General features: G+C 39.0%; 21 protein-coding genes. 9 read left to right on the plus strand and 12 right to left on the minus strand.

The window, feature by feature from the left end; genetic code table 11:
* Positions 1-62 precede the first annotated feature (62 nt).
* Together LG336_RS17660 and LG336_RS17665 are read left to right on the plus strand one after the other, a co-directional pair.
* Complete coding sequence (locus tag LG336_RS17660) at positions 63-488, plus strand: HIT family protein (protein ID WP_404328798.1); 426 nt, start codon at positions 63-65, stop codon at positions 486-488.
* A gap of 344 nt (positions 489-832) precedes the next feature.
* On the plus strand, positions 833-2,008 hold the full coding sequence (locus tag LG336_RS17665) for an endo-1,4-beta-xylanase (protein WP_404328799.1): 1,176 nt from the start codon (positions 833-835) through the stop codon (positions 2,006-2,008).
* A gap of 170 nt (positions 2,009-2,178) precedes the next feature.
* Here LG336_RS17665 and LG336_RS17670 read toward each other — a convergent pair whose 3' ends face one another.
* Together LG336_RS17670 and LG336_RS17675 are read right to left on the minus strand one after the other, a co-directional pair.
* A complete protein-coding gene (locus LG336_RS17670) occupies positions 2,179-4,107 on the minus strand; it encodes an endonuclease MutS2 (protein WP_404328800.1) in 1,929 nt (642 codons plus the stop codon).
* A 573-nt stretch (positions 4,108-4,680) separates the two neighbouring features.
* Positions 4,681-5,061, minus strand: coding sequence for a VOC family protein (locus LG336_RS17675; RefSeq protein ID WP_404328801.1), 381 nt, complete (start codon positions 5,059-5,061; stop codon positions 4,681-4,683).
* Between the two features lie 580 nt (positions 5,062-5,641).
* On the opposite strand from LG336_RS17675, the gene LG336_RS17680 reads away from it, so the two are divergent.
* Positions 5,642-6,019, plus strand: a complete 378-nt coding sequence (locus LG336_RS17680; protein ID WP_404328802.1) for a YqzG/YhdC family protein — start codon at positions 5,642-5,644, stop codon at positions 6,017-6,019.
* 170 nt (positions 6,020-6,189) lie between these two features.
* Here LG336_RS17680 and LG336_RS17685 read toward each other — a convergent pair whose 3' ends face one another.
* Positions 6,190-7,092 (minus strand): macrolide 2'-phosphotransferase, encoded by a 903-nt coding sequence (locus LG336_RS17685; RefSeq protein WP_404328803.1) that lies wholly within the window; start codon positions 7,090-7,092, stop codon positions 6,190-6,192.
* Positions 7,093-7,333: 241 nt separating this feature from the next.
* On the opposite strand from LG336_RS17685, the gene LG336_RS17690 reads away from it, so the two are divergent.
* Entirely contained in the window at positions 7,334-7,576 is a 243-nt protein-coding gene (locus LG336_RS17690; RefSeq protein WP_404328804.1) for a hypothetical protein, read from the plus strand.
* Positions 7,577-8,264: 688 nt separating this feature from the next.
* On the opposite strand, the gene ilvA is transcribed toward LG336_RS17690, so the two are convergent.
* Positions 8,265-9,470, minus strand: coding sequence for a threonine ammonia-lyase (ilvA, locus tag LG336_RS17695; RefSeq protein ID WP_404328805.1), 1,206 nt, complete (start codon positions 9,468-9,470; stop codon positions 8,265-8,267).
* A gap of 776 nt (positions 9,471-10,246) precedes the next feature.
* Here ilvA and LG336_RS17700 point away from each other — a divergent pair.
* The 3 genes from LG336_RS17700 to guaC all read left to right on the plus strand — a co-directional run bounded on the left by LG336_RS17700 (position 10,247) and on the right by guaC (position 12,953).
* A complete protein-coding gene (locus tag LG336_RS17700; protein ID WP_404328806.1) occupies positions 10,247-10,555 on the plus strand; it encodes a PadR family transcriptional regulator in 309 nt (102 codons plus the stop codon).
* A 19-nt stretch (positions 10,556-10,574) separates the two neighbouring features.
* Positions 10,575-11,768, plus strand: coding sequence for a chromate transporter (locus LG336_RS17705; protein WP_404328807.1), 1,194 nt, complete (start codon positions 10,575-10,577; stop codon positions 11,766-11,768).
* Positions 11,769-11,969: 201 nt separating this feature from the next.
* The gene (gene guaC, locus LG336_RS17710; RefSeq protein WP_404328809.1) at positions 11,970-12,953 is read left to right on the plus strand and encodes a GMP reductase; all 984 of its coding nucleotides are present in this window, start codon (positions 11,970-11,972) and stop codon (positions 12,951-12,953) included.
* Positions 12,954-13,039: 86 nt separating this feature from the next.
* Here the strand turns inward: guaC and LG336_RS17715 are convergent, their stop codons facing one another.
* The gene (locus tag LG336_RS17715; RefSeq protein ID WP_404328810.1) at positions 13,040-13,171 is read right to left on the minus strand and encodes a hypothetical protein; all 132 of its coding nucleotides are present in this window, start codon (positions 13,169-13,171) and stop codon (positions 13,040-13,042) included.
* A 295-nt stretch (positions 13,172-13,466) separates the two neighbouring features.
* Between LG336_RS17715 and LG336_RS17720 the strand changes: the two genes are divergently transcribed.
* Positions 13,467-14,273, plus strand: coding sequence for a S1C family serine protease (locus tag LG336_RS17720; protein ID WP_404328811.1), 807 nt, complete (start codon positions 13,467-13,469; stop codon positions 14,271-14,273).
* Positions 14,274-14,357: 84 nt separating this feature from the next.
* Here the strand turns inward: LG336_RS17720 and LG336_RS17725 are convergent, their stop codons facing one another.
* The 6 genes from LG336_RS17725 to LG336_RS17750 are packed head-to-tail and all read right to left on the minus strand — an operon-like array spanning position 14,358 to position 17,612.
* Positions 14,358-14,777: a GNAT family N-acetyltransferase gene (locus LG336_RS17725; protein ID WP_404328812.1), complete on the minus strand. Its 420-nt coding sequence runs from the start codon at positions 14,775-14,777 to the stop codon at positions 14,358-14,360.
* Entirely contained in the window at positions 14,778-15,560 is a 783-nt protein-coding gene (locus LG336_RS17730) for a class I SAM-dependent methyltransferase (RefSeq protein WP_404328813.1), read from the minus strand.
* 32 nt (positions 15,561-15,592) lie between these two features.
* Entirely contained in the window at positions 15,593-15,733 is a 141-nt protein-coding gene (locus LG336_RS17735) for a hypothetical protein (protein WP_404328814.1), read from the minus strand.
* Between the two features lie 9 nt (positions 15,734-15,742).
* Positions 15,743-16,174: a hypothetical protein gene (locus LG336_RS17740; protein ID WP_404333205.1), complete on the minus strand. Its 432-nt coding sequence runs from the start codon at positions 16,172-16,174 to the stop codon at positions 15,743-15,745.
* A gap of 23 nt (positions 16,175-16,197) precedes the next feature.
* Positions 16,198-16,689 (minus strand): flavodoxin domain-containing protein, encoded by a 492-nt coding sequence (locus tag LG336_RS17745; protein ID WP_404328815.1) that lies wholly within the window; start codon positions 16,687-16,689, stop codon positions 16,198-16,200.
* Positions 16,686-17,612, minus strand: coding sequence for a hypothetical protein (locus tag LG336_RS17750; protein ID WP_404328816.1), 927 nt, complete (start codon positions 17,610-17,612; stop codon positions 16,686-16,688). Before LG336_RS17750 ends, LG336_RS17745 begins: the two co-directional genes overlap by 4 nt.
* A 403-nt stretch (positions 17,613-18,015) precedes the next feature.
* Here LG336_RS17750 and LG336_RS17755 point away from each other — a divergent pair, with 403 nt between their 5' ends.
* A complete protein-coding gene (locus LG336_RS17755) occupies positions 18,016-18,600 on the plus strand; it encodes a GNAT family N-acetyltransferase (protein WP_404328817.1) in 585 nt (194 codons plus the stop codon).
* 95 nt (positions 18,601-18,695) lie between these two features.
* On the opposite strand, the gene LG336_RS17760 is transcribed toward LG336_RS17755, so the two are convergent.
* A complete protein-coding gene (locus LG336_RS17760) occupies positions 18,696-20,252 on the minus strand; it encodes an acyl-CoA carboxylase subunit beta (protein WP_404328818.1) in 1,557 nt (518 codons plus the stop codon).
* Positions 20,253-20,503 lie beyond the last annotated feature (251 nt).

Consider the following 20,503-nt stretch of genomic DNA (forward strand, 5'->3'; position numbering starts at 1 on the left):
TACAATCTACTTTGTAATGTATACATTTTTCTATGGTGCGAGATTAAAAGGAGGTACCCTAAATGAACTGTTTAGGTTGTAATTTAGCAAATAAAATAGAGGCTGTTAAAGTAGTGTTTGAAGACGATTATGTTTGTTGCATTTTAGACCACAATCCCTATAACGAGGGACACGTTCTGATTTTACCTAAAAAACATGTTCGCTACTGGGATGAACTTGATGAAAATACGGCAAATTCGGTATTTAAAGCATCGAAGATTCTCTCAAAAGCAATAAAAAAGTGGTTTAATCCTGATGGAATTACCGTTTGTCAAAACGGTGGAGTTTTTGATGAATTAACTCATTTTCATATGCACGTAGTTCCGAGATATGTAGGACAAAACTTTGCAGACTTCTATATAGAAGATGGAGAAACCCACACCGAAGATGAAAATAAATTAGAAGAGACAAAAAGAAATATTGTAAAAACGATAAAGGAATTGGATTAAATCCAATTTCTTTTAGAGAGTTTAGCTTCCCTCACACTGTATACATTTTCTCGATATGATACTCCTTTTGAACCACCTGAATGAGAGCGTTTCCATAACACTGTGTATTTCTCCCTATTTCCATTTAACTGTTTTTTGAAAATAGTCAAAATTCTTTGTTTAGCCAGTAGATAAACAAAGTTGCTGATGATATACTCATTTCGAGGTCAGCGAAACAGCTAAATCCTAAAATGAAAGCCCTTTCTCTTCTGTATCACTGACTAGAAATCTATTAAGAGGAGGTTTATTAGAGTTTTTTCAGAAAAAATATCAAAAAATACTTTTGTAAAAAAGGAGATTAAACCATGCTAAAAGTATTACGCAAACCGCTTATTTCTGGATTAGCTTTAGCCTTATTATTACCTGTAGGGATCTCGAGTGTAGATGCTGCAAACACAAATAAACCAAGTCTGAATGCATTAGAAGTCCCACAACTAGACCAAAGATACAAAAAATCATTCAATATTGGTGCAGCTGTTGAGCCGTATCAATTAGAAGGTACGACTGATACAGCAGTATTAAAGCGTCATTTTAATAGCATTGTTGCTGAAAACGCCATGAAGCCAATGTATATACAGCCTAGTGAAGGCGAATTCAACTTCGAACAGGCAGATAAAATTATGAAGTTTGCAAAAGAAAATAATATGGATGTCCGTTACCATACCCTCATTTGGCATAGCCAAGTACCAAATTGGTTCTTCCTAGATAAAGAAGGCAAGCAAATGGCTAACGAGACTGACCCAGCAAAACGCGAGGCAAATAAAGAGTTGCTTTTAAAGCGCGTTGAAAACCATGTAGCCACCATTGTCCAAAGGTACAGTGACGTAGTAACATCTTGGGATGTTGTTAACGAAGTTATTGATGACGGACCAGGTGCTAATGGTACTGGTTTGAGAGATTCAAACTGGTACAAAATCGCTGGAACAGACTATATTAAAATAGCGTTTGAAACGGCGAAAAAATACGCTGGACCGGACGCTAAACTTTACATCAATGATTACAATACTGAAGTATCTCCAAAAAGAGATCATTTATATAATCTAGTGAAGGATTTATTAGACCAAGGTGTTCCAATTGACGGGGTTGGACATCAAGCACATATCCAAATTGGTTGGCCTTCCCTTCAAGAAATTGAAGACTCCATCAATATGTTTGCTAGTCTTGGTTTAGATAACCAAATTACTGAGCTAGATGTTAGCCTTTACGGCTGGCCGCCAAAACCTGCGTTCCAAACTTATGATTTAATTCCAAGAGAACGCATTTTAGATCAAGCAACACGTTACGATGATTTATTTAAACTGTACGAGAAATTAGACGATAAAATCAGCTCTGTCACATTCTGGGGAATTGCTGATAACCACACTTGGTTAAATGACCGTGCTGAACAATACAATGATGGAATTGGCGTTGACGCACCATTTGTCTTCGATACAGATTACAACGTAAAACCATCTTATTGGGAAATTATTGACCACAAGTAAAAATGATTATGAATCAGCTCCAGGGTTATGGAGCTGATTTTATTTTGTTTCATCGTTGTCAAGCTTCGCAAAATTTAAGGATTGAATGAATTTATTAGTTAACCATAATTTTAATATGTAACTTTTATTAAAGGGGAGTCATACGAAAACTCGATATAACTCCCCTTGCATCACTCTTCGTGAAAAATCGCTACCCCATCGACATGCTTACGTGAAAGTAACTTCTTGTTTTTCCTGTTTTCGACCGACTCAAAGATGATATCAAAATCATAATCCTCAGGGTACAACTCGCTCGCTGCAATTTTTAATTTTAAGCGTTTATGATTATAGACTTTCTTTTCCCCTTTTACTTGGACAAGATAATTTCCCTGTTCATCCGGTCCTTTATAAACAATTCCAATTAGATTCTCAGGTGAAATCACTACATTATCACCTTGATTAAAAGAGGGAAGCTTTTCTTTGGTGACAGCATGTTTCTTCGCTCGCTGCTGGTGCCGATTCACAATGATTTGCTTTTCTTTCTCACGTTTAGCAGCTAGGTCTTCTTCATCACTAAGGTAGACTTTTTTCTCTTTGTACGTGATTTCATGTGCTCTTTGGATTAACTTCGGATGGACTCCAAGCTTTAAGGCAATCGCAAACGCTTGACTCTCCCCACCCTTGCCAATCTGAAGCTTATAGGTCGGCCTTAAGCTATTTAAATCAAATTCCATTGATCCATTGATGAATCCTTCATGCTGGTCGGCAAATTCTTTGATTTCACTATAATGGGTCGTCGCTAGTAAGGTGGCACCTTTCGCATAGAGTTGTTCTAGAATCGCCGTCGCCAAACCCATTCCCTCACCTGGATCTGTTCCAGAACCAAGCTCATCTAAGAGCACCAAACTTCGGTCATTTGTTTCTTTTAAAATCTCAATGATGTTAACAATCCGGGAGCTAAAGGTACTCAAATTTTCCATTATGCTTTGACCATCGCCAATATCGACCAGAATGTTTTGATAAACGCTAATCGAACTGCCATCTGCTACTGGCAAGTGTAAACCTGATTGTGCCATTAACGTCAACAAACCAACCGTTTTAATCGTAACCGTTTTTCCGCCAGTGTTCGGTCCGGTAATCACAAGGGCGTGTTCAGGGCTTCCTAACTCGAATGTGAGTGGAACGGCCTGCGAACCAAGCAGCGGGTGTCGTGCCTCCACTAATCGAATATAGTGGGTCTCATTAACACACGGCTTCCTTCCATCGATAGCGCGGCTGTACTTTGCTTTCGCAAACAAAACATCATAATGAACCATTGTTTCCACGGCAAGTCGGATTTGGGGCTCTTTTTCTTCTACAAGTCCTGTTAGGTAAAATAAAACTTTTTGGACCTCTGCCTCCTCCTCTGCCTTTAGCCAAGATAATTGCTCTTGTGACAACGAGATTTCTTCCGGCTCAATAAAAAGTGTTGAACCAGATGCAGAAGTATCAAGGACAGCCCCTTTGATTTTATTTCGGTATTCCTTTTTAACAGGAATGACATATCGTCCGTCCCGTTGGCTAACCACCTGTTCCTGTAAAATTGGCTTTAGCTTACTTGACCGCACCATTTGCAGTACTTTTTCTTTTAGGCGATCTTCTTGAATGGATATTTGTTTCCGGACCTTTAACAGTTCTTTGCTCGCATAATCGTCTACTCCACCATTACGAATACAGCGAACAATTTCTTCTTCCAATACCGGAAGCTCTTCAATGGAATAGATATAACTCGACACTTGTGGTGCCGTCCACTCCTTATCTTTCATAAACCTTCGCATTTTGCCGCAGTTATCCAAAAACTCAGCTAGTTTTGAAAACTGATCAGGCCGAAGGGCCACCCCCTTATTCAAGCTCTGCAATAAAAGATCCATCCCCTCTAAACCGTGAACCGGTACACTCGTTGATATATTCATAATCTTAACAGCTTCAGAGAGTTCATCCAACCAACCCTCAATTTGCTTTACATTTGTCGACGGCTCGAGCTTAAGAACCTCTTTTTTACCGGATGCAGTCAATGCATAGCCTGCAATGGTTTCTTTTATCAATCCAAATTCCAATACCTTAAACGTATGATTGTTCAATTTTGTTTCCTCCTGAAAAATAAAAATAGCCGCGTTGAACAATGTCAACGCGGCTCAAAGTCAACAAGCATTATAAAAAACTGCTTGTTTTCTCCACTATTTTTAACCAAAATAAAAAGCCGTTTACATAAAGGTACACAGCTACAATCGGTTAAGGATAGTATGCATGTTTTGACCATTGTTCTTAACTTCACTCCATAGTTAAATAAGACTTTGTTCTCTTAAAAATCTGAACAAAATCCACTGGAATGAAAATATCCAATTTGATGGATTAGTTAAGAACGACACCTAACATACAACATACTCCCTTATCTAAATAAATTTCTCCTATACTATAGCATACGCCAATGATTCCGTAAAGTTCCAAAATGTCCAAATATTGCTACTTTCTCAATGGAAAATGCTCTCATCCGATTTCCAGATTTAAGAGCATATTTTCAACCAGTTGTATAAACCACGGTCAATGAACAAATTGCCTTATTTTGTGTTTGGTTGATTCCCTACCTTTTAAAGTTATCCAAATTTCCGAGTAATATCCGGATTTGATGGATCTCTGCTGGATACACCTCTTATTCATTGACAAACACCCAGAGGATTTTCGTCTGGGTCATAAAAGGTAAAATACATACTAGTACCTTCTCCACCAATTTGCCCAACCTTTACTCCCTTTTCCAAAAGGATTTTATACGTCTCTTCAAAATTTTGAGGGATGAAGTTGTAATACTTGCCTACACCAAATCGATTTTCCGGAAACTTCATTGGTTGATAATTAACTGTTCGAACGAGACATACCACCGTCTGTGATTCTTCTCCTATTTGCATCACAGCGGCTTCTTTCTCAATATAGAGAATTTTAAAACCTAGCATTTCTCCATACCATCTTGCTGAGCTATCAGGGTCCTTGACCGGAATAAAAACACCTTCCATTCCCTTAAGCAGTGGCGTCTGGGTCATACTTTCACTCCCTTATTGTTAAGTTTCCTATATTGTTTTCGCCCAAGTTTGGCGCAAACCCTTTTTTTGAATGTCACTGGCTTAAAAGTCCTTCTTTCTCTCTGAAAATTACAGGTGAACTTAAGGTCTTCTTGGTGACATAATAGTTACTCAGAGGTATAATTACAGTAGTTCTCCACATAAAATAAAAAAGACCATTTGGTGCTGTCACACCAAATGGCCAGTACAATAGGCAGTCTTTCAAGGGCACAGCTTTTTTAAATGAAAATAATCCGCTACTTTATTGGGCGGGTTATTTTTTTTGGTTAAATGATAAAACAGCAAGAACTAAACTTGTAAAAGCACATGCAAACATTAATGCTTCAAACACCGTCACAGCACCACCCCTTCCTATGGGGATGTATGACACCCTCGACTTTCCTACTCTATTGTCACTTCATTATAGCATAAACAGAACATATGTTTGTTATTTTTGACTATCTCCCGATAAACACACTCCCCACTAAGTGGATTGCACAAAAGAAACGTGAATATAACGTGGCGTTATGTATAACCTAAGATTAAAAAGTAGGTGGATGCCGTGAAGCTAGTTAAATCTATTCTCATTCTTTTTTGGATTGAATTCGTATTTTTAACCACGGGGATTGATGCACAAGTCCCTCCTTACGCAAAATGGGGGCAAGTGGCAATGAAAGAGACAAAGGCGAAATACCCAAATGCAGACATTATCGACTACCAACATATTGGTAGGGATACCGAGTCAACTACCTCAACTGAGAAGTTCAAATTATGGTTAAAAGAGGACGAAAGAGAGTTTGGTGTGTTGATTGATATTACTTTTGATAATAAAACAGAAGAAATCATCGACATTTCCTTTGAAGAGACGACAAGAGAGCATTACAATCGTATCAGTGCAAACAATGCTATTACCACAAAGAATATTACATTACAATTGTGACTATCCATTCAGCTCAAAATCGAGAACCTTTCTTCTGATGGGGTTATCAGGCTTCTTCTGTTCTGTATAGCTTCTATATTTTGATATACATTCTTCTACGGAAAAACTAATAAAATGGTTAACCTGAAAAATGGACAGTGCTTAGCACTATCCATTTTTTACACCCCAATTTAATCCATAACTCCAAGCATTTGCTTTGCCATGATTTCAAACTCTTCCAAACCTGATTTTTTGGCAAACTCTGCTATGGCAACTGGATAGGAAGCGGTGAGTTCATATATATGTTCTTTCATGTATGGCCATACATAACCTCCAGCTACCCGATAGGATTCGATTAGAGCTTCCAATGCTTTATCACCAAAGGCTGTTAAATGCACAACAAAATCATGGGCCGGATCATCTACTCGAGCCTCGGTCCAATCGATAAAGCCTGTGACACATGCCGATTCATCTATCAAAATATGACCTGCATGCAAGTCTCCATGAATAAATGCAGATTCCTTTGGCCATAACTCTTCATTTTCTAGCCACTTTTGCCACCTGCTCCAAAGCTCCTCACTTACACCATATTCGTCCTTTACTTTCTCCATCCTTGCCCGCATTGAGTCCCTTAATTGTTCAGGAGCTAAAACAGAAAGGCCAGCTCGTTCTGCCTCAAGTTGTGATACACTGTGTAAATCTGCTAAGGCGTTGCCTAGCGTTTCATTGAAGGAATCTGGTACATGTTTTTCATCAATTTCCCACACATACGCTTTTGCATCCGGATCAATCGTTCCCGTAGGCACCCCGTTTAATAATTTATACGCGATCAATTCGTCGGAAAAAACGTCCCATTTTGGTGTTTGAATGGGGAGTTTTCCTTGTATCAAATCCAAAATCTTTCTCTCTTTCCTAGCCGTCGGAATCACATCTGGTCGCCTCGGGATTCTCAACACCCATTGCTCACCATTCCTTTCAACTGCCATAACAACTAAAAAATCAAGACCCGATTCATTCCTATCTAATGAACCCTCCTGTATCTCAATTCCATGTTTTTTTGCTAACTCTATTATTTGATCATTCGTGAAATTCATCTAGACACTTCCCTTATTTACAAGATAAAAAAATCTACACAGTTCTCCCATTGAAGTCATTGATGATAGCATAACATAGCAACCTGACTATATGCCCAATGATACATCTTTGGTTGCACTACTACCATCTAGCCCTAATCCAATATCCTCAAAATAAAAGACTAAGGTGATAGAGAACAGAAAATGTAGTATAATAATTTAATAGATTAACCCTCAAAATATTGGGGATGGAGGCGGGTATATGGACAATTTGCAATTGGCACAGCTAATCCAGGAAGGATTTAGAGATGTCAAAAAAGATTTAGATGAAATAAAAAATAGAATCACCGTTTTAGAGAAACACTCTACCCAAGACATTTACACCATGGTCAAAGCGACCCATAAAAATACCCGAAATCTTGAAAGTGACCTGGCTTACCTAACTGAAAAAGTAGCAACCCATGAACGGCTATTAAATAGAATAGAAAAGCAAATTGAAATATAAACAAAACCTAAAACACTATATTTAATAAAAATAACCTGACCATATTCGGACAGGTTTATTTTTTGTAAACAACGTCAGAGACGCGATATAGTTTTTTTATCAGCTTCCAATTTATCAATAGAAATAAGTACAATAATGGATAAATTGGTATAGAGTACACTAATTTCCATCCATTATAGTAAAAAAACCGGTGTGAACTGCGACCCATTCATAGCAAATCGCAAATACACTCCATCCGAAAATATATACAGCTTTAACAAATAACCTCTTGGATAGGGGAAAGAAATTCAAAAAAATAATATTCACTGCTGGATAAATAACAAAAATGACCCAAAGCGTAATATAGTCCACTCCTGGGGAGAAATACCAATATAATCGGTACTTAAATTCCAAATAAACATCCGTGATTAATTGTAGTACTGTCGAAAACAACGATGTAGCATACATTTCCAACAATGAAATTCTTTTAGGCATGAAATAAACAACCACACTGAAGATCACAACAGAAAGGATTAAAAAATACATACCAATCACCCTCTTATTCTTAGCAGGATTCCCATAAGATGTATTTATAAACCCTATAGGGATGGTTGGTAAAACAAAGGTAACTTAACAAACCTTTAGTCTTTCGTGAACAAGGCACCATCAATTTTAAAGTGATGATGATGTCAACAACGGGAAGTGTTAGCTAAACAATATCCGTGGTAAACCCTTTTTGCTTAAATGCCTCAAAAATTTCTTCAATATGCTGCTGGTCTTTGGTTTCAACAGAGAGAGATAATTGGGCATATCCCGGGTAAATGCGGTCCCCCATATGACTTAAGGAAATATCTAAAACATTCCCTTGTCTTTCGGTCACTACCTGAAGGATTTTCTCTAGGTTTCCTGGCTTATCTTGAAGAATGGTATTAAACCGGACAAAACGTCCTGCTTCGACCATACCTCTTTCAATAATTCTAGAGATGAAACTAACATCAACGTTTCCTCCGCTTATGATGGGGACAACTTTTTTATTTTTAAGTGGAAGCTTATGATACAACATTGCAGCAAGTGAAACAGCTCCAGAGCCTTCAACCAGTAACTTGTTTCGTTCAAGGAGCATGAGCATCGTTTGCGCAATTTCTGTTTCATCAACCGAAAGCATATCGTCTACATATTTTTGCACAATTTGAAGCGTATGCTGACCAGGCTTTTTGACAGCAATCCCATCAGCCATGGTTGGACTTGACTCAACGGAAATTGGTTTCTTTTCCTGCAACGACTGCTCCATGCTAGTACATGCTTTTGCTTGTACTCCATAAATTTGAATCGATGGATGTTTTTCTTTAATGGCTGCAGCAACTCCAGCAATTAATCCTCCACCACCAACCGGACAAACAATTGCATCTACATCAGGAAGTTGATCCAAGATTTCAAGACCCACGGTTCCTTGTCCGGCGATAATAGCTTCATCATCAAATGCATGTACAAACGCTGCCCCTGTTTGGTCGTTAAGTTCCAACGCATAATCCAACGCATCATCGAAAACAGACCCTTGCAATTCCACCTTTGCTCCATATCCTTTCGTTGCTTGCACTTTCGTTAACGGAGCTCCTTGTGGCATTACAATTGTACAAGGAATCCCAAGCATGCTGCTTGAATAGGCCACGCCTTGAGCATGATTTCCAGCAGAAGCCGCCACCACCCCATTTCGGATTTCCTCTTTCCTTAAAGATATCATTTTATTATAAGAGCCTCGGACCTTAAAAGACCCTGTTTTTTGTAGATTTTCAAGCTTTAAATAAACTTGATTATTTGCATATTCACTAAAGGTATTCGAGAAATCTAGAGGTGTCCTATGGACGATCCCCCTCATATTTTCATGTGCCATAACAATATCATTATAAGAAATCATTTCATCCCTCCTAAAACTAAAGCACCATATCAACATACAAGTATTTCCTTAGTTTCTACATAAAGGATGATGTTATTCGATACACTTACAATATCTAAGTTATAAAATACGAAAAGGCACTATCCATTTTGGAGTTTGCCTTGCAACTCTACATTCGGGGGAGACTCAATTCCATTCTCCCTAGAGCCTCAACCTTATTCCACTGACAATAAAGCTCGGCATTCTACAGGTTGGATTAAGACCTCTATAGCTTCAAGTCTACATACGACGCTTTTTCTTTCTTCTCATCTGTTTCTGTGCTATATGAAGCTTTCATACGGCACTTTTTCTTTCCATTCATCTGTTTTCGTGCACTATGAAGCTTTCATACGACACTTTTTCTTTCCACTCATCTGTTTTCGTGCGCTATGAAGCTTTCATACGACACTTTTTCTTTCCATTCATCTGTTTTCGTACGCTATGAAGCTTTCATACGACACTTTTTCTTTCCACTCATCTGTTTTTGTGCTCTATGAAGCTTTCATACGACACTTTTTCTTTCCATTCATCTGTTTTTGTGCTCTATGAAGATTACACAAAACACTTTTCTGTCTAGTTTTTTTATCTTCTATAAACTCCTCATGGAAATATATTTCCACTAATTCCAACACTCCTCTAATTGAAAGTAAAGATTTTGTAAACCTTGGCCAGTTGCCCTTGCTACAGAGGTACAATTTTGTTAAATTACCATTATCGGTTTTCGATATTACGTTTCGTTAATAAGCGAGGTGAATTAAATGGAGGATCGAGTATTACGAAAACTGTTTTTGGGTTTTATTCAAATCCATATACTACACCACGCCAAAGATCATCCTATCTTCGGATTATGGATGTTAGAGGAATTGAAAGAACATGGTTACGATATCAGCGCTGGAACTTTGTATCCTATTCTTCACAATATGGAAAAAGATGGACTGTTGGTAAAAGAAGAGAAAAACGTTGAGGGGAAAATCAGAAAGTATTATTCAACTACAGAAAAAGGCGAGTTAATTTTAAACGAAGCTAGAGACAAAGCATTTGAGCTTTTTAAGGAAATCAAAGACTAACAAAGAAGGTGAAAAAAACATGACAAATAAAAATGAAAGCAAAATAAAGTTATTACTGGAAATCTTGATGGTATCCACAAGGCTCGGCCTGACCTCCTTTGGTGGTCCTGTTGCTCATTTAGGCTATTTCCACGAAGAATATATCCGTAGACGAAAATGGATGGATGAAAAAAGCTATGCTGATTTAGTTGCATTATGTCAGTTCCTTCCCGGGCCGGCAAGTAGCCAGGTTGGAATTGGTATTGGTGTGATGCGAGCTGGAGTATTAGGGGGGATTGTATCTTTTATCGGTTTTACTCTTCCATCCGTCATCATCCTGATTTTATTCGCGCTCTTACTTCATAGTTTTGGGTTTAGTGATGCTGGGTGGATTAAAGGGTTGAAAATTGTCGCCGTTGTTGTCGTGGCCCACGCAATTTTAGGAATGGCGAAAAACCTAACTCCAGACGCACAAAGAAAAACGATTGCCTTATTTGCAATTATCATCACCCTTTTATGGCAAACAGCCTTTACACAAGTTGCTGTGATTTTATTGGCTGCATTTATCGGGTTTCTCTTGTACCGTGATCAAACCCTTGAAGAAAATACCAATCAAGTGCAGTTCCCAATCTCCCACCGGTTCGCGGTCATTTGTTTAACACTCTTTTTCGGATTGTTAATTGCGCTACCCTTGCTGAGAGAAGTAACTAACCTTAACTGGTTAGCCTTGGTTGATAGCTTTTATCGCTCAGGTTCACTAGTGTTTGGGGGCGGGCATGTGGTTTTGCCACTGCTTGAGCGTGAATTTGTGCCAACAGGTTGGCTAAGTGAGGAAGAATTTCTTGCAGGGTACGGGATGGCTCAAGCAGTTCCAGGACCGTTATTTACCTTCGCAGCCTATATTGGTGCTGTAATCAACGGATGGAAAGGTGGCCTTCTCGCAACGGTTGCCATCTTTTTGCCCGCTTTCCTCCTTATATTAGGAACCTTACCCTTTTGGAACTCATTACGACGAAATCCGAAAATAAAAGGCGCTTTAATGGGAGTGAATGCAGCAGTTGTCGGAATCTTAATTGCAGCCCTATATCACCCGATCTGGACGACTTCAATACTTACAGCGATTGATTTTGCTTTTGCTGCTGTGTTGTTTAGCATGTTGGTTCACTGGAAGCTACCCCCATGGGTGATTGTCGCAACTGGAGCCATTGGTGGATTCTTATTGTCACTAATTTAATACTCGTAGAAAAAAATGCTGATTATTCAACAGCATTTTTTTATTTATATGAAAGTGAATCCCCTTACATTATTATGATAAAAAAACGAAAACAATCTCTGAATTTACTTTGACAGATAAGTTAAAATAAGGTATATTACCTAATGTACGAACGATTTTTGTTCTATTAAATTAAAACATTCGTATTTAGGGGTGTAATCCATGGAAAATGTATTTGACTACGAAGATATTCAATTGATTCCTGCAAAATGTGTTGTAAATAGCCGTTCCGAATGTGATACAAGTGTAACACTAGGGGGACGTTCCTTTAAATTGCCGGTAGTTCCAGCCAACATGCAAACCATTATTGATGAAAAAATTGCTCGTTACTTAGCTGAAAACGACTATTTCTATATCATGCATCGTTTTGAGCCAGAAAAGCGGGTGGATTTTATCAAAGACATGCATGGTCGTGGCTTGTACGCTTCCATTAGTGTCGGTGTGAAAGAAGAGGAATATAGCTTCATTCAACAACTTAAAGACGAGCAGTTAATACCTGAATACATCACCATTGATATTGCCCATGGGCATTCAAATGCTGTAATTGATATGATTAAACATATTAAAAACAACTTACCTGATAGCTTTGTTATAGCCGGGAATGTTGGTACTCCAGAAGCAGTAAGAGAGTTAGAACATGCTGGAGCAGACGCAACAAAAGTGGGGATTGGACCTGGAAAGGTTTGTATTACAAAGATTAAAACTGGATTTGGTACTGGGGGTTGGCAACTTGCTGCCCTACGCTGGTGTGCAAAAGCGGCAAGCAAACCGGTTATCGCTGACGGTGGAATCCGTACTCACGGCGACATCGCGAAATCAGTTCGTTTCGGTGCGACTATGGTCATGATTGGTTCTCTATTTGCTGGCCACGAAGAATCTCCAGGCGAAACTGTGGAGCGAGATGGGAAACTGTTCAAGGAATACTTCGGTTCCGCTTCAGAGTTCCAAAAAGGCGAAAAGAAAAACGTAGAAGGCAAAAAAATGTTTGTTGAATACAAAGGGCCTTTACAAGAAACGTTAACTGAAATGGAACAAGATCTTCAGTCTTCCATCTCATATGCTGGTGGAGACAAACTAAGCTCCATTCGAAATGTTGATTACGTCGTAGTAAAGAACTCTATATTTAACGGAGATAAAGTATATTAAATAGCGTATACACGTTATATTCAAAAAGCCATGACTAACTAAAGTGTTAGATAGTCATGGCTTTTTATTATGATTAGCCCTTAACATTACTTCTTTCTAGCATCCCTTGCAGCTCGCTTTCTCTCTTTTTTGCTCATCCCTTGTTCTGAACTAAATTCAGTATCGCTCCCCTTACTCCCAGTATGCGGTTGGTTCCGATTATCATTGCGGTTTGTCATCTAACATCCTCCTTCAATTATGTATACCTATAGCAATGGTATTTGACTTCTCAATTTTGATTCTTGTCAGCTTTCCTAAATATGTCATGAGAAGACACTTAATATTTGCTACCTCTTTATAGTGCTTTTTTCCTAGGTAATTATTCACAGTAATTGAAATTTATAGAAGGGTGCGATGAATAACAACTCTTTCACAGGGGCGAATTCATCGATTAGATACTGACCAATTACCTTTTCCCTTACACTTGCGATTGGTATACTTAAAATAAGACGACCCAGGGTTTAGGGGGCTACAATGGAAAAAGACAATAAAAACTTAGATCAGGACAAGGATCAAACTGAAGAAATGGATTGGGAAGCCTTTTTAGAAAAGGATGAAGAATGGGAACAAAACAAAAAGCGCCAGAAAAAACGCAAAAAACTTATCGTTAAAACCATTAGCTCTGTTTTAGTGGTAGCGATGTTAATAAGTGGGCTCCAAATTTGGTTTAACTTATTTAATTTACCAGCAATCGAGTTTTTAAAGGTTTCACAGAGAATATCGAAATCCCCCGAAGTACAAGAATTTAAAAAGGCAATTGTCACAATTGAGTGGGAGGGTGTAAAAGGTACAGGCTTTAATATTGACCAAAAGGGCATGATTGTCACTAATGAGCATGTTGTGGAGCATACAGACACCGTGAAAGTACACTTTCACACAGGAGCGTCCTATATTGGAGAGGTGATTTCACGGAACCCAGACTTAGATCTCGCATTTGTAAAAATCGAGGACACAGATCTTCCCGTTCTTCCCCTCTCCCATGAAGAAGACTGGGATACTTCAGTAGGTGAAAAAATAACCTTTATTGGCAATCCACTTTCCTTTACGCAAATTGCCAACGAAGGTACCATTGCAGGTAAAGTTCTATTAAAAGACTGGGATGTTCCAGTAATGATGATTGATGCACCCGTATACCGTGGAAACAGTGGCAGCCCGGTCCTTAACGAAAACGGTGAGGTCATTGGGGTCCTTTTTGCCACCATCTCATCACCTGAAGGAAATAACCGGGTAGGCGTTGCAATCCCCGCACATTACGTAATTGACCTCCTCGAAAACGAGTGAAAAGTAAACAGTTGTAGCTAAAAGTGGGCCAGGCACCATCCAAGTTATGAATGGTGCCTGGCCCACTTTAAAATAGATATAAGATCATAAAAGCCTTTTTTCTAAATAATATTGCTGATTACCTTTAGGATGATTTTCTACTATCCCCACTACTTCATATCCGTATTTTTGATAGAAATCTGGAGCCTGAAAGCTAAAGGTATCTAATAAGATTAATCTACAATGGTTATCTCTTGCGGATGCTTCTATTCGCTCTAGCAATTCCTTACCATATCCTTTTCCTCGCAACGACTGATCCACCCAGAGAAAATCGATATGTAAGTGATACCAAAAAATCGTACCTGTAACTCCCCCGACTATTTCCCCTTCGTCATTCCTGAGAACGAAGCTTACGTTTTTTACAGGGTGCTTAACCTCCTCAGGTAAGACCGATAGATTATGCTCAATCACCTTTTTGCGAATATAATCGCTATCCTCTTGATTCCATTGGCTCGTAATTTTCATTTACTCAACCTTCTCCTTAATAGCCCTTGTCGCCACAAACGTCTTAATGTATTTATCTAGAATTCTATTTCCACCAAAGTCATCCTCGTAAAAACCAGCTATCATAAAACCAGCATCAATCTGTCCTTGAATTTGATCCTCGAGCGTATGACCAAACTCGATTGTCTCATTTGATTTTAAATACTCTACAATCTCCTCTTCTGATAAACCACCTATCGTCGAAAATGGAATCGAATGATTCACCGATAATTGGCCTTTCCTTTCTTCTTCATCGTCAAAAATAAACAGAAGAGGATTTGTAAATCCAGCAATCATAACCCCTTTGTCTTTTAAGACTCTAGCTGCTTCCTTCCAAACAGGACGAACATCCTCGACAAATACATTTGAAACTGGATGTACGATTAGATCAAAGGTTTCATCTTCAAGAACGTGAAGGTCTGACATATCTCCTTGGATTGTCCTAAGCTTTAACCCATCTCGTTTTGCGACCATTACATCTTGTTCTAATTGCTTTATAGACAAATCAAAAACTGTTACCTCTGCACCGGCTGCAGCCAAAATCGGCCCCTGCTGACCACCCCCAGATGCTAAACACAGCACCTTCAATCCTTCAATCGATCCTGGAAACCAATTTCTTGGAACGAACCTTTCCGTTGTAACGGTAATCTGCCATTCTCCCAATTTGCTTTTTTCAATGATTTCCTTACTTACAGCCTTAGTGTATACAGATCCATTTTCTACTTTGTTGTCCCACGCTCTTTTGTTTTGTTTCATTGTCTCCATGACACTTCCCCCCCCTGAATTTATCCATAGGGTTAAAAACCCATCAATCCACTAGCAGCCGCTCCTACCATTGAGGTAATCACACTAATGACATAAAATGCAATCGATACCGTCCAAGCCAGTCCTGTTGAAAAATCGGCCACTTTATGAAGACCAATAGCAGTGAGTATCACTCCCCAAATCTAAAATACTTCAATATTATTGAATAATCCAGACCATGCTCCTTCAACCTCAATGATTGAACCTAAACTGGTAAACATTATCTCTGCAGTTCCACCAAACAAAGCAATCCCAAGTCCGTTAACTAAAATACTTAGCGCTGAAATCATCATTAAATGAGTATTCATTGAAAATAATTGCTTAAAGGTTACGCCTGAACCAGGAATCTTTGAAATTAACAAATAAATTAGTGTTGATATGAACGCTCCAAAAATTGGAGAAATAATCCCCGCGAGGATTAACGTAAATGTACCAACAGCCTGAGCAATTGCCAATTCCTCTTCAGGAATGCCTTCGAGCCCTAGTTCAAGTCCTAGCGAAGTTAACCACATACCTAAGATAAATAATAATGTAACGATTCCAAGCGGCGCCCAAATCTTCGGTCGTTCTTTGATTCGTTCAAACGTTTACCACTAAATTAATGAATCAGACTATCGTTCATATCATCAGCAAATTTGTCAATTTGCTCACTAGCTAACGCTGTTTGATCAGTTTTCACCTTCATGATCATCCGGGCAAGCAATCTTTCAACTAAATTCATTTTTTGATAATGAATTTCATAGCCCACCGTCTCTTTGGCGATTGCGTGATAGTAAAGCTCGGACGGAAAGTTCTCTTTTAATTCCTTTTCACGTATTTCAGGGTCAGGGTGGGCTGCACAAAGAAATAACCCCACTCTTTTCTGTAAGAGAACTGGTAGGTTTTCTTCAATAAACACCTTCAGCTCTTTTTGAATTTTCCCAGCATAAATTGATCCACCTAGAATTATCGCATGATAATCCTCTAGGGAAGGAACTTTACCGGTTGATATGTTCACCGAGCACACATCACCCTCAATTTTCCTTCCTAAGATTACTGCTACATGCTCAACACTACCATATTTTGTCGCATAAATAATGAGTGTCTTCATGAAATCCACTTCTCCTTTCGCTTTTTCCTAGTCATCTTACGATTACCAGTGCGCGAAGTTGGTTCTTTTATATTTTTTAGAATTAGGAACAGGGCATAGAAAATAACCATATTAAAAATGGTAAATAACACGATTTCTACGAGGCTTGTTTCTACTCCCGCTATTCTCATCCTGATGCTCATCATTGTAATTGCTGTCAGCAAGGTGACACCTTTAATAACAAACACAGGGGCCAATAAATAACCAAAAGCATTTCTCTTTATAAGGAGAATACCCGCAACAATCCCACCAGGAACAATAAAACCTATATCCAATGCTTGGATAACCAATGTTGTATAATGATCAAGTCCATACGGGACCTTGTCAGTCACAAGCGATGGAAGTATTCTACTTAACCACATTAACAGCACTGCACCACCAATAAAAATTAACAATCCTCCAATAAATTTTACAGGAGTTCTCGCTTGAAAATGGTTCTTTAGTGTTTGTAAGTCAAAGGACATGAGCGTTAAAAGAAAGGCAAAGAAACTAGCTGACATAACAAAAACATACACGAGGAAAAATGAATTGTATGTGGAAAGAAAGGAATATGAAGCATAAGTGTATAAGAAATAACCCAGTGTGCCCGCCAGCAAAAAACGTCCTCTTATCGAGCCTCCTCCCACAAGCAAAAGTGACAGCAAAAGAAACGGAATCCCTAACGCAAGGGTAACGATATCTTGAGCAATTTCCTGTTCTGCACCAGAAACCGAATCGTTTTTATACAGACCGTCCCCATAAAGTTCCACTTCTTCACCGCTCCAACTGATAAATTCAAGATTTCTATTATTACTAGCATTAGAGAAAACACCATAACTAGCAGCAAAAAGCGATAAACCTAAAATGAGTACTGATAACAAAAGGATTGCTTTACGGAATTTCATATCCATACACTCCTCTTAGTTCACTATCACATTGGCAAATTACCTAATTTTTTTACCTATTAAATAAAGTGTTCGTCCCATTTTACTCCCCCAATCTTAATTTCCGACAGTAAGATGTAGAACAATTCCGAAAAATACTCTATATGGATAACTTTGTTGCCCATTGGAAGAAACCTCTATAAAAATATGGCAATTCGATGACATATCTCAAACCCAAACCAGGCAACATTCAGTAATTGGATACTTAAATTCAGTACAAGTACCCAAACACCGCTTACACACTCATATTGGAATTTTACCTATCTGGTACAATATAATGAAACTAACAATCTTAACCTTAATAGTAAATGAAGCTTAATATTCATTCATGCTATATGGTTAACAAAAGTGGTGAAATACTTGTATGAATATAAACGAAGCTTGCTTCCAACATCCCCAATTAGAAACTCCTCGCCTACTAATGCGCAAGGTGACATTTAAAGACCTAGAGGATATGCATGCCTATACCTCCTCTCAGGAAGTAACAAAATACGTTCCGTTTCCTACTCACAAAACTTTAGAGGATACCAGAAAATTTATTGATTTTATATTAGAACAATATCAAATCAACAAAAAGCTTTTATGGGGAATACAGCTAAGAGAAACTCAAAAATTCATTGGAACCATTGAGTTTGTTTCCTTTGAACCAACTCATAATAAAGCGGAAATTGCTTATATCCTTTCTGATGATTACTGGGGAAATGGAATCATGTCTGAAGCTGCGGATGAAGTGATAAAATTTGGATTCCAGACCTTAAACTTAACACGTATCCAAGCAAGAACCTTTAAAGAAAACATCGGTTCACAAAAAGTGTTGGAAAAAGTCGGCATGACATTTGAGGGGACACTAAGGAAAAGTATGTTTTTAAAAGGGAAATACCAGGACATCAACATTTTTTCGATTTTGAAGGGAGAGTACACCTCCCAAATAAACAACCCGCGCACTTAAATCATCCATAATCAATTAAAATAGGTCCCATTGTTAACGGGACCTATTTTGATTATAACTTTCTATTGAGTCGGAAAGCTTCCAGAATAAAAAACCTATGGCCTCATTCCATGGTAAGAAGGCCCTAATTGCTGCGGTAGCAGTTCATAAGCATCCCTCACCCATTCACAAAGAAGTGGGCGTGTATCCCTTGGGTCAATAATTCCCTCAACGCCAAACGCTTCTGCAGTACGGAATGGAGAACGGACAGATTCCATTCGTTCAAGCAATTCTTCTAAAAGCGCCTCTGGATTTTCACTAGCCTCTAGCTCTCTACGATAAGCAACCTGCACCCCGCCCTCCACAGGTAAGGAGCCCCAATCACCAGATGGCCAGGCATAACGTTGGTTTAATCCATGCCCGTTTGTCATACCAGCTCCGCCAACTCCAAAAACTCTTCGTAGAATAATTTCAATCATCGGAACCTTTGCCTGATAAACCGCCGAAATAGCACGAACTCCTTTCCGTATCGTCCCCTTCTTCTCAGAAGGCAAGCCAATGACCATTCCAGGCTGATCGACAAGGTTAACAATGGGAAGATGAAATGTCTGGCAAAGATCCACAAAGCGCTCAAGCTTCTCTGAGCTTTCAGCGGTCAACCCACCGCCATTTACATAAGGGTCCGGAGCCAATACACCAACTGGGTGACCATCCAAGCGCGCAAAACATGTGACTGTTCCACCTCCATAATACCGGCCCATTTCAAAAATCGAATCATGGTCAAAAATCAACGGCAATAACTCACGGATTTTATATGGAGTTCGTCTATTTCTCGGAATAAATGAAATTAACCTTTCTTCGCGTCTAGATGAATCATCCTTCGCCTCGATAATAGGTGGAAGCTTCCACACATTGGAGGGGAGATAGGATAAAAATGTGCGAATTTGTGCAAATGCATCTTCCTCAGATTTTGCCACATTATCTATTGCTCCACTTGACCGATGAACCTCGATACCACCAAGCTCTTCTTTGGTTAAATCCTGTCCCATCCCGTATTTAACTACCGGTGGGCCAGCCACAAATAATTGCGAGGTATCCTCGATCATCACAGAAAAGTGGGAAGCAGCGACTCTTGCAGCACCTAGCCCTGCAACCGAACCCATACAAGCCGCAACAACCGGGACTCTTTCCATATTCGAAACAACTAAATCCCACGCTGGGTTAATAGGAACATAGGTGTAGCCACTAGAGTCAAGGGTTTTGACACTTCCACCACCACCCGTTCCATCTACTAACCGCACGATGGGGATTTGCAAGTCATGAGCCAGCCGTTCCGCATACACCTGTTTCCCAAATATTGCTCCATCTGCGGCTCCCCCACGTACAGTAAAGTCATCCCCTCCGACGACCACCTTTCTTCCGTTCACTCGACCAGTACCTAAGATAAAATTGGCTGGAGTGAACTCAATTAATTCACCGTTTTCATCATATTTTGCCTTTCCGGCAATTGCTCCCGTCTCATGAAAGGTCCCATCATCCAATAAACTCGCAATTCGTTCTCGAACCGTTAACTTGCCAAAGGATTTATGCTTGCTTACTCTTTCATCTCCTCCCATTTTATGTGCCAATACTTCTCGATAGCGGAGTTCTTTTATTTCTGGTTCCCAAGTCATATAGTTCTCCTCCTTAAAATCACCGGACAGCCCATATACCCTGTCCTTTTTTTATACCTAAGTTTACAAATCTACCAATCTTTTACTTACCAAAATAGCCTAGTCTATTTCTATTTATTCTACATATTTGCAGTATATTCTGTAAATAATTAATATTCAGTTTAAAAGTGACCCTTTGATTATTACCAACTTTGAGCCAAATAAAAAGGGATAATCTCTACACTAAGAGATTATCCCTATCCTTCATTATG

The organism is Mesobacillus maritimus (assembly GCF_044803185.1).
Lineage (GTDB): Bacteria > Bacillota > Bacilli > Bacillales > Cytobacillaceae > Mesobacillus_B > Mesobacillus_B maritimus_B.

Coding starts and splice junctions, on each gene's coding strand:
- LG336_RS17660 (WP_404328798.1), top strand. CDS start 63: ATGAACTGTTTAGGTTGTAATTTAGCAAATAAAATAGAGGCTGTTAAA.
- LG336_RS17665 (WP_404328799.1), top strand. CDS start 833: ATGCTAAAAGTATTACGCAAACCGCTTATTTCTGGATTAGCTTTAGCC.
- LG336_RS17675 (WP_404328801.1), bottom strand. CDS start 5,061: ATGACCCAGACGCCACTGCTTAAGGGAATGGAAGGTGTTTTTATTCCG.
- LG336_RS17685 (WP_404328803.1), bottom strand. CDS start 7,092: ATGAATTTCACGAATGATCAAATAATAGAGTTAGCAAAAAAACATGGA.
- LG336_RS17690 (WP_404328804.1), top strand. CDS start 7,334: ATGGACAATTTGCAATTGGCACAGCTAATCCAGGAAGGATTTAGAGAT.
- ilvA (WP_404328805.1), bottom strand. CDS start 9,470: ATGATTTCTTATAATGATATTGTTATGGCACATGAAAATATGAGGGGG.
- LG336_RS17700 (WP_404328806.1), top strand. CDS start 10,247: ATGGAGGATCGAGTATTACGAAAACTGTTTTTGGGTTTTATTCAAATC.
- LG336_RS17705 (WP_404328807.1), top strand. CDS start 10,575: ATGACAAATAAAAATGAAAGCAAAATAAAGTTATTACTGGAAATCTTG.
- guaC (WP_404328809.1), top strand. CDS start 11,970: ATGGAAAATGTATTTGACTACGAAGATATTCAATTGATTCCTGCAAAA.
- LG336_RS17715 (WP_404328810.1), bottom strand. CDS start 13,171: ATGACAAACCGCAATGATAATCGGAACCAACCGCATACTGGGAGTAAG.
- LG336_RS17720 (WP_404328811.1), top strand. CDS start 13,467: ATGGAAAAAGACAATAAAAACTTAGATCAGGACAAGGATCAAACTGAA.
- LG336_RS17725 (WP_404328812.1), bottom strand. CDS start 14,777: ATGAAAATTACGAGCCAATGGAATCAAGAGGATAGCGATTATATTCGC.
- LG336_RS17730 (WP_404328813.1), bottom strand. CDS start 15,560: ATGGAGACAATGAAACAAAACAAAAGAGCGTGGGACAACAAAGTAGAA.
- LG336_RS17745 (WP_404328815.1), bottom strand. CDS start 16,689: ATGAAGACACTCATTATTTATGCGACAAAATATGGTAGTGTTGAGCAT.
- LG336_RS17750 (WP_404328816.1), bottom strand. CDS start 17,612: ATGAAATTCCGTAAAGCAATCCTTTTGTTATCAGTACTCATTTTAGGT.
- LG336_RS17755 (WP_404328817.1), top strand. CDS start 18,016: ATGAATATAAACGAAGCTTGCTTCCAACATCCCCAATTAGAAACTCCT.
- LG336_RS17760 (WP_404328818.1), bottom strand. CDS start 20,252: ATGACTTGGGAACCAGAAATAAAAGAACTCCGCTATCGAGAAGTATTG.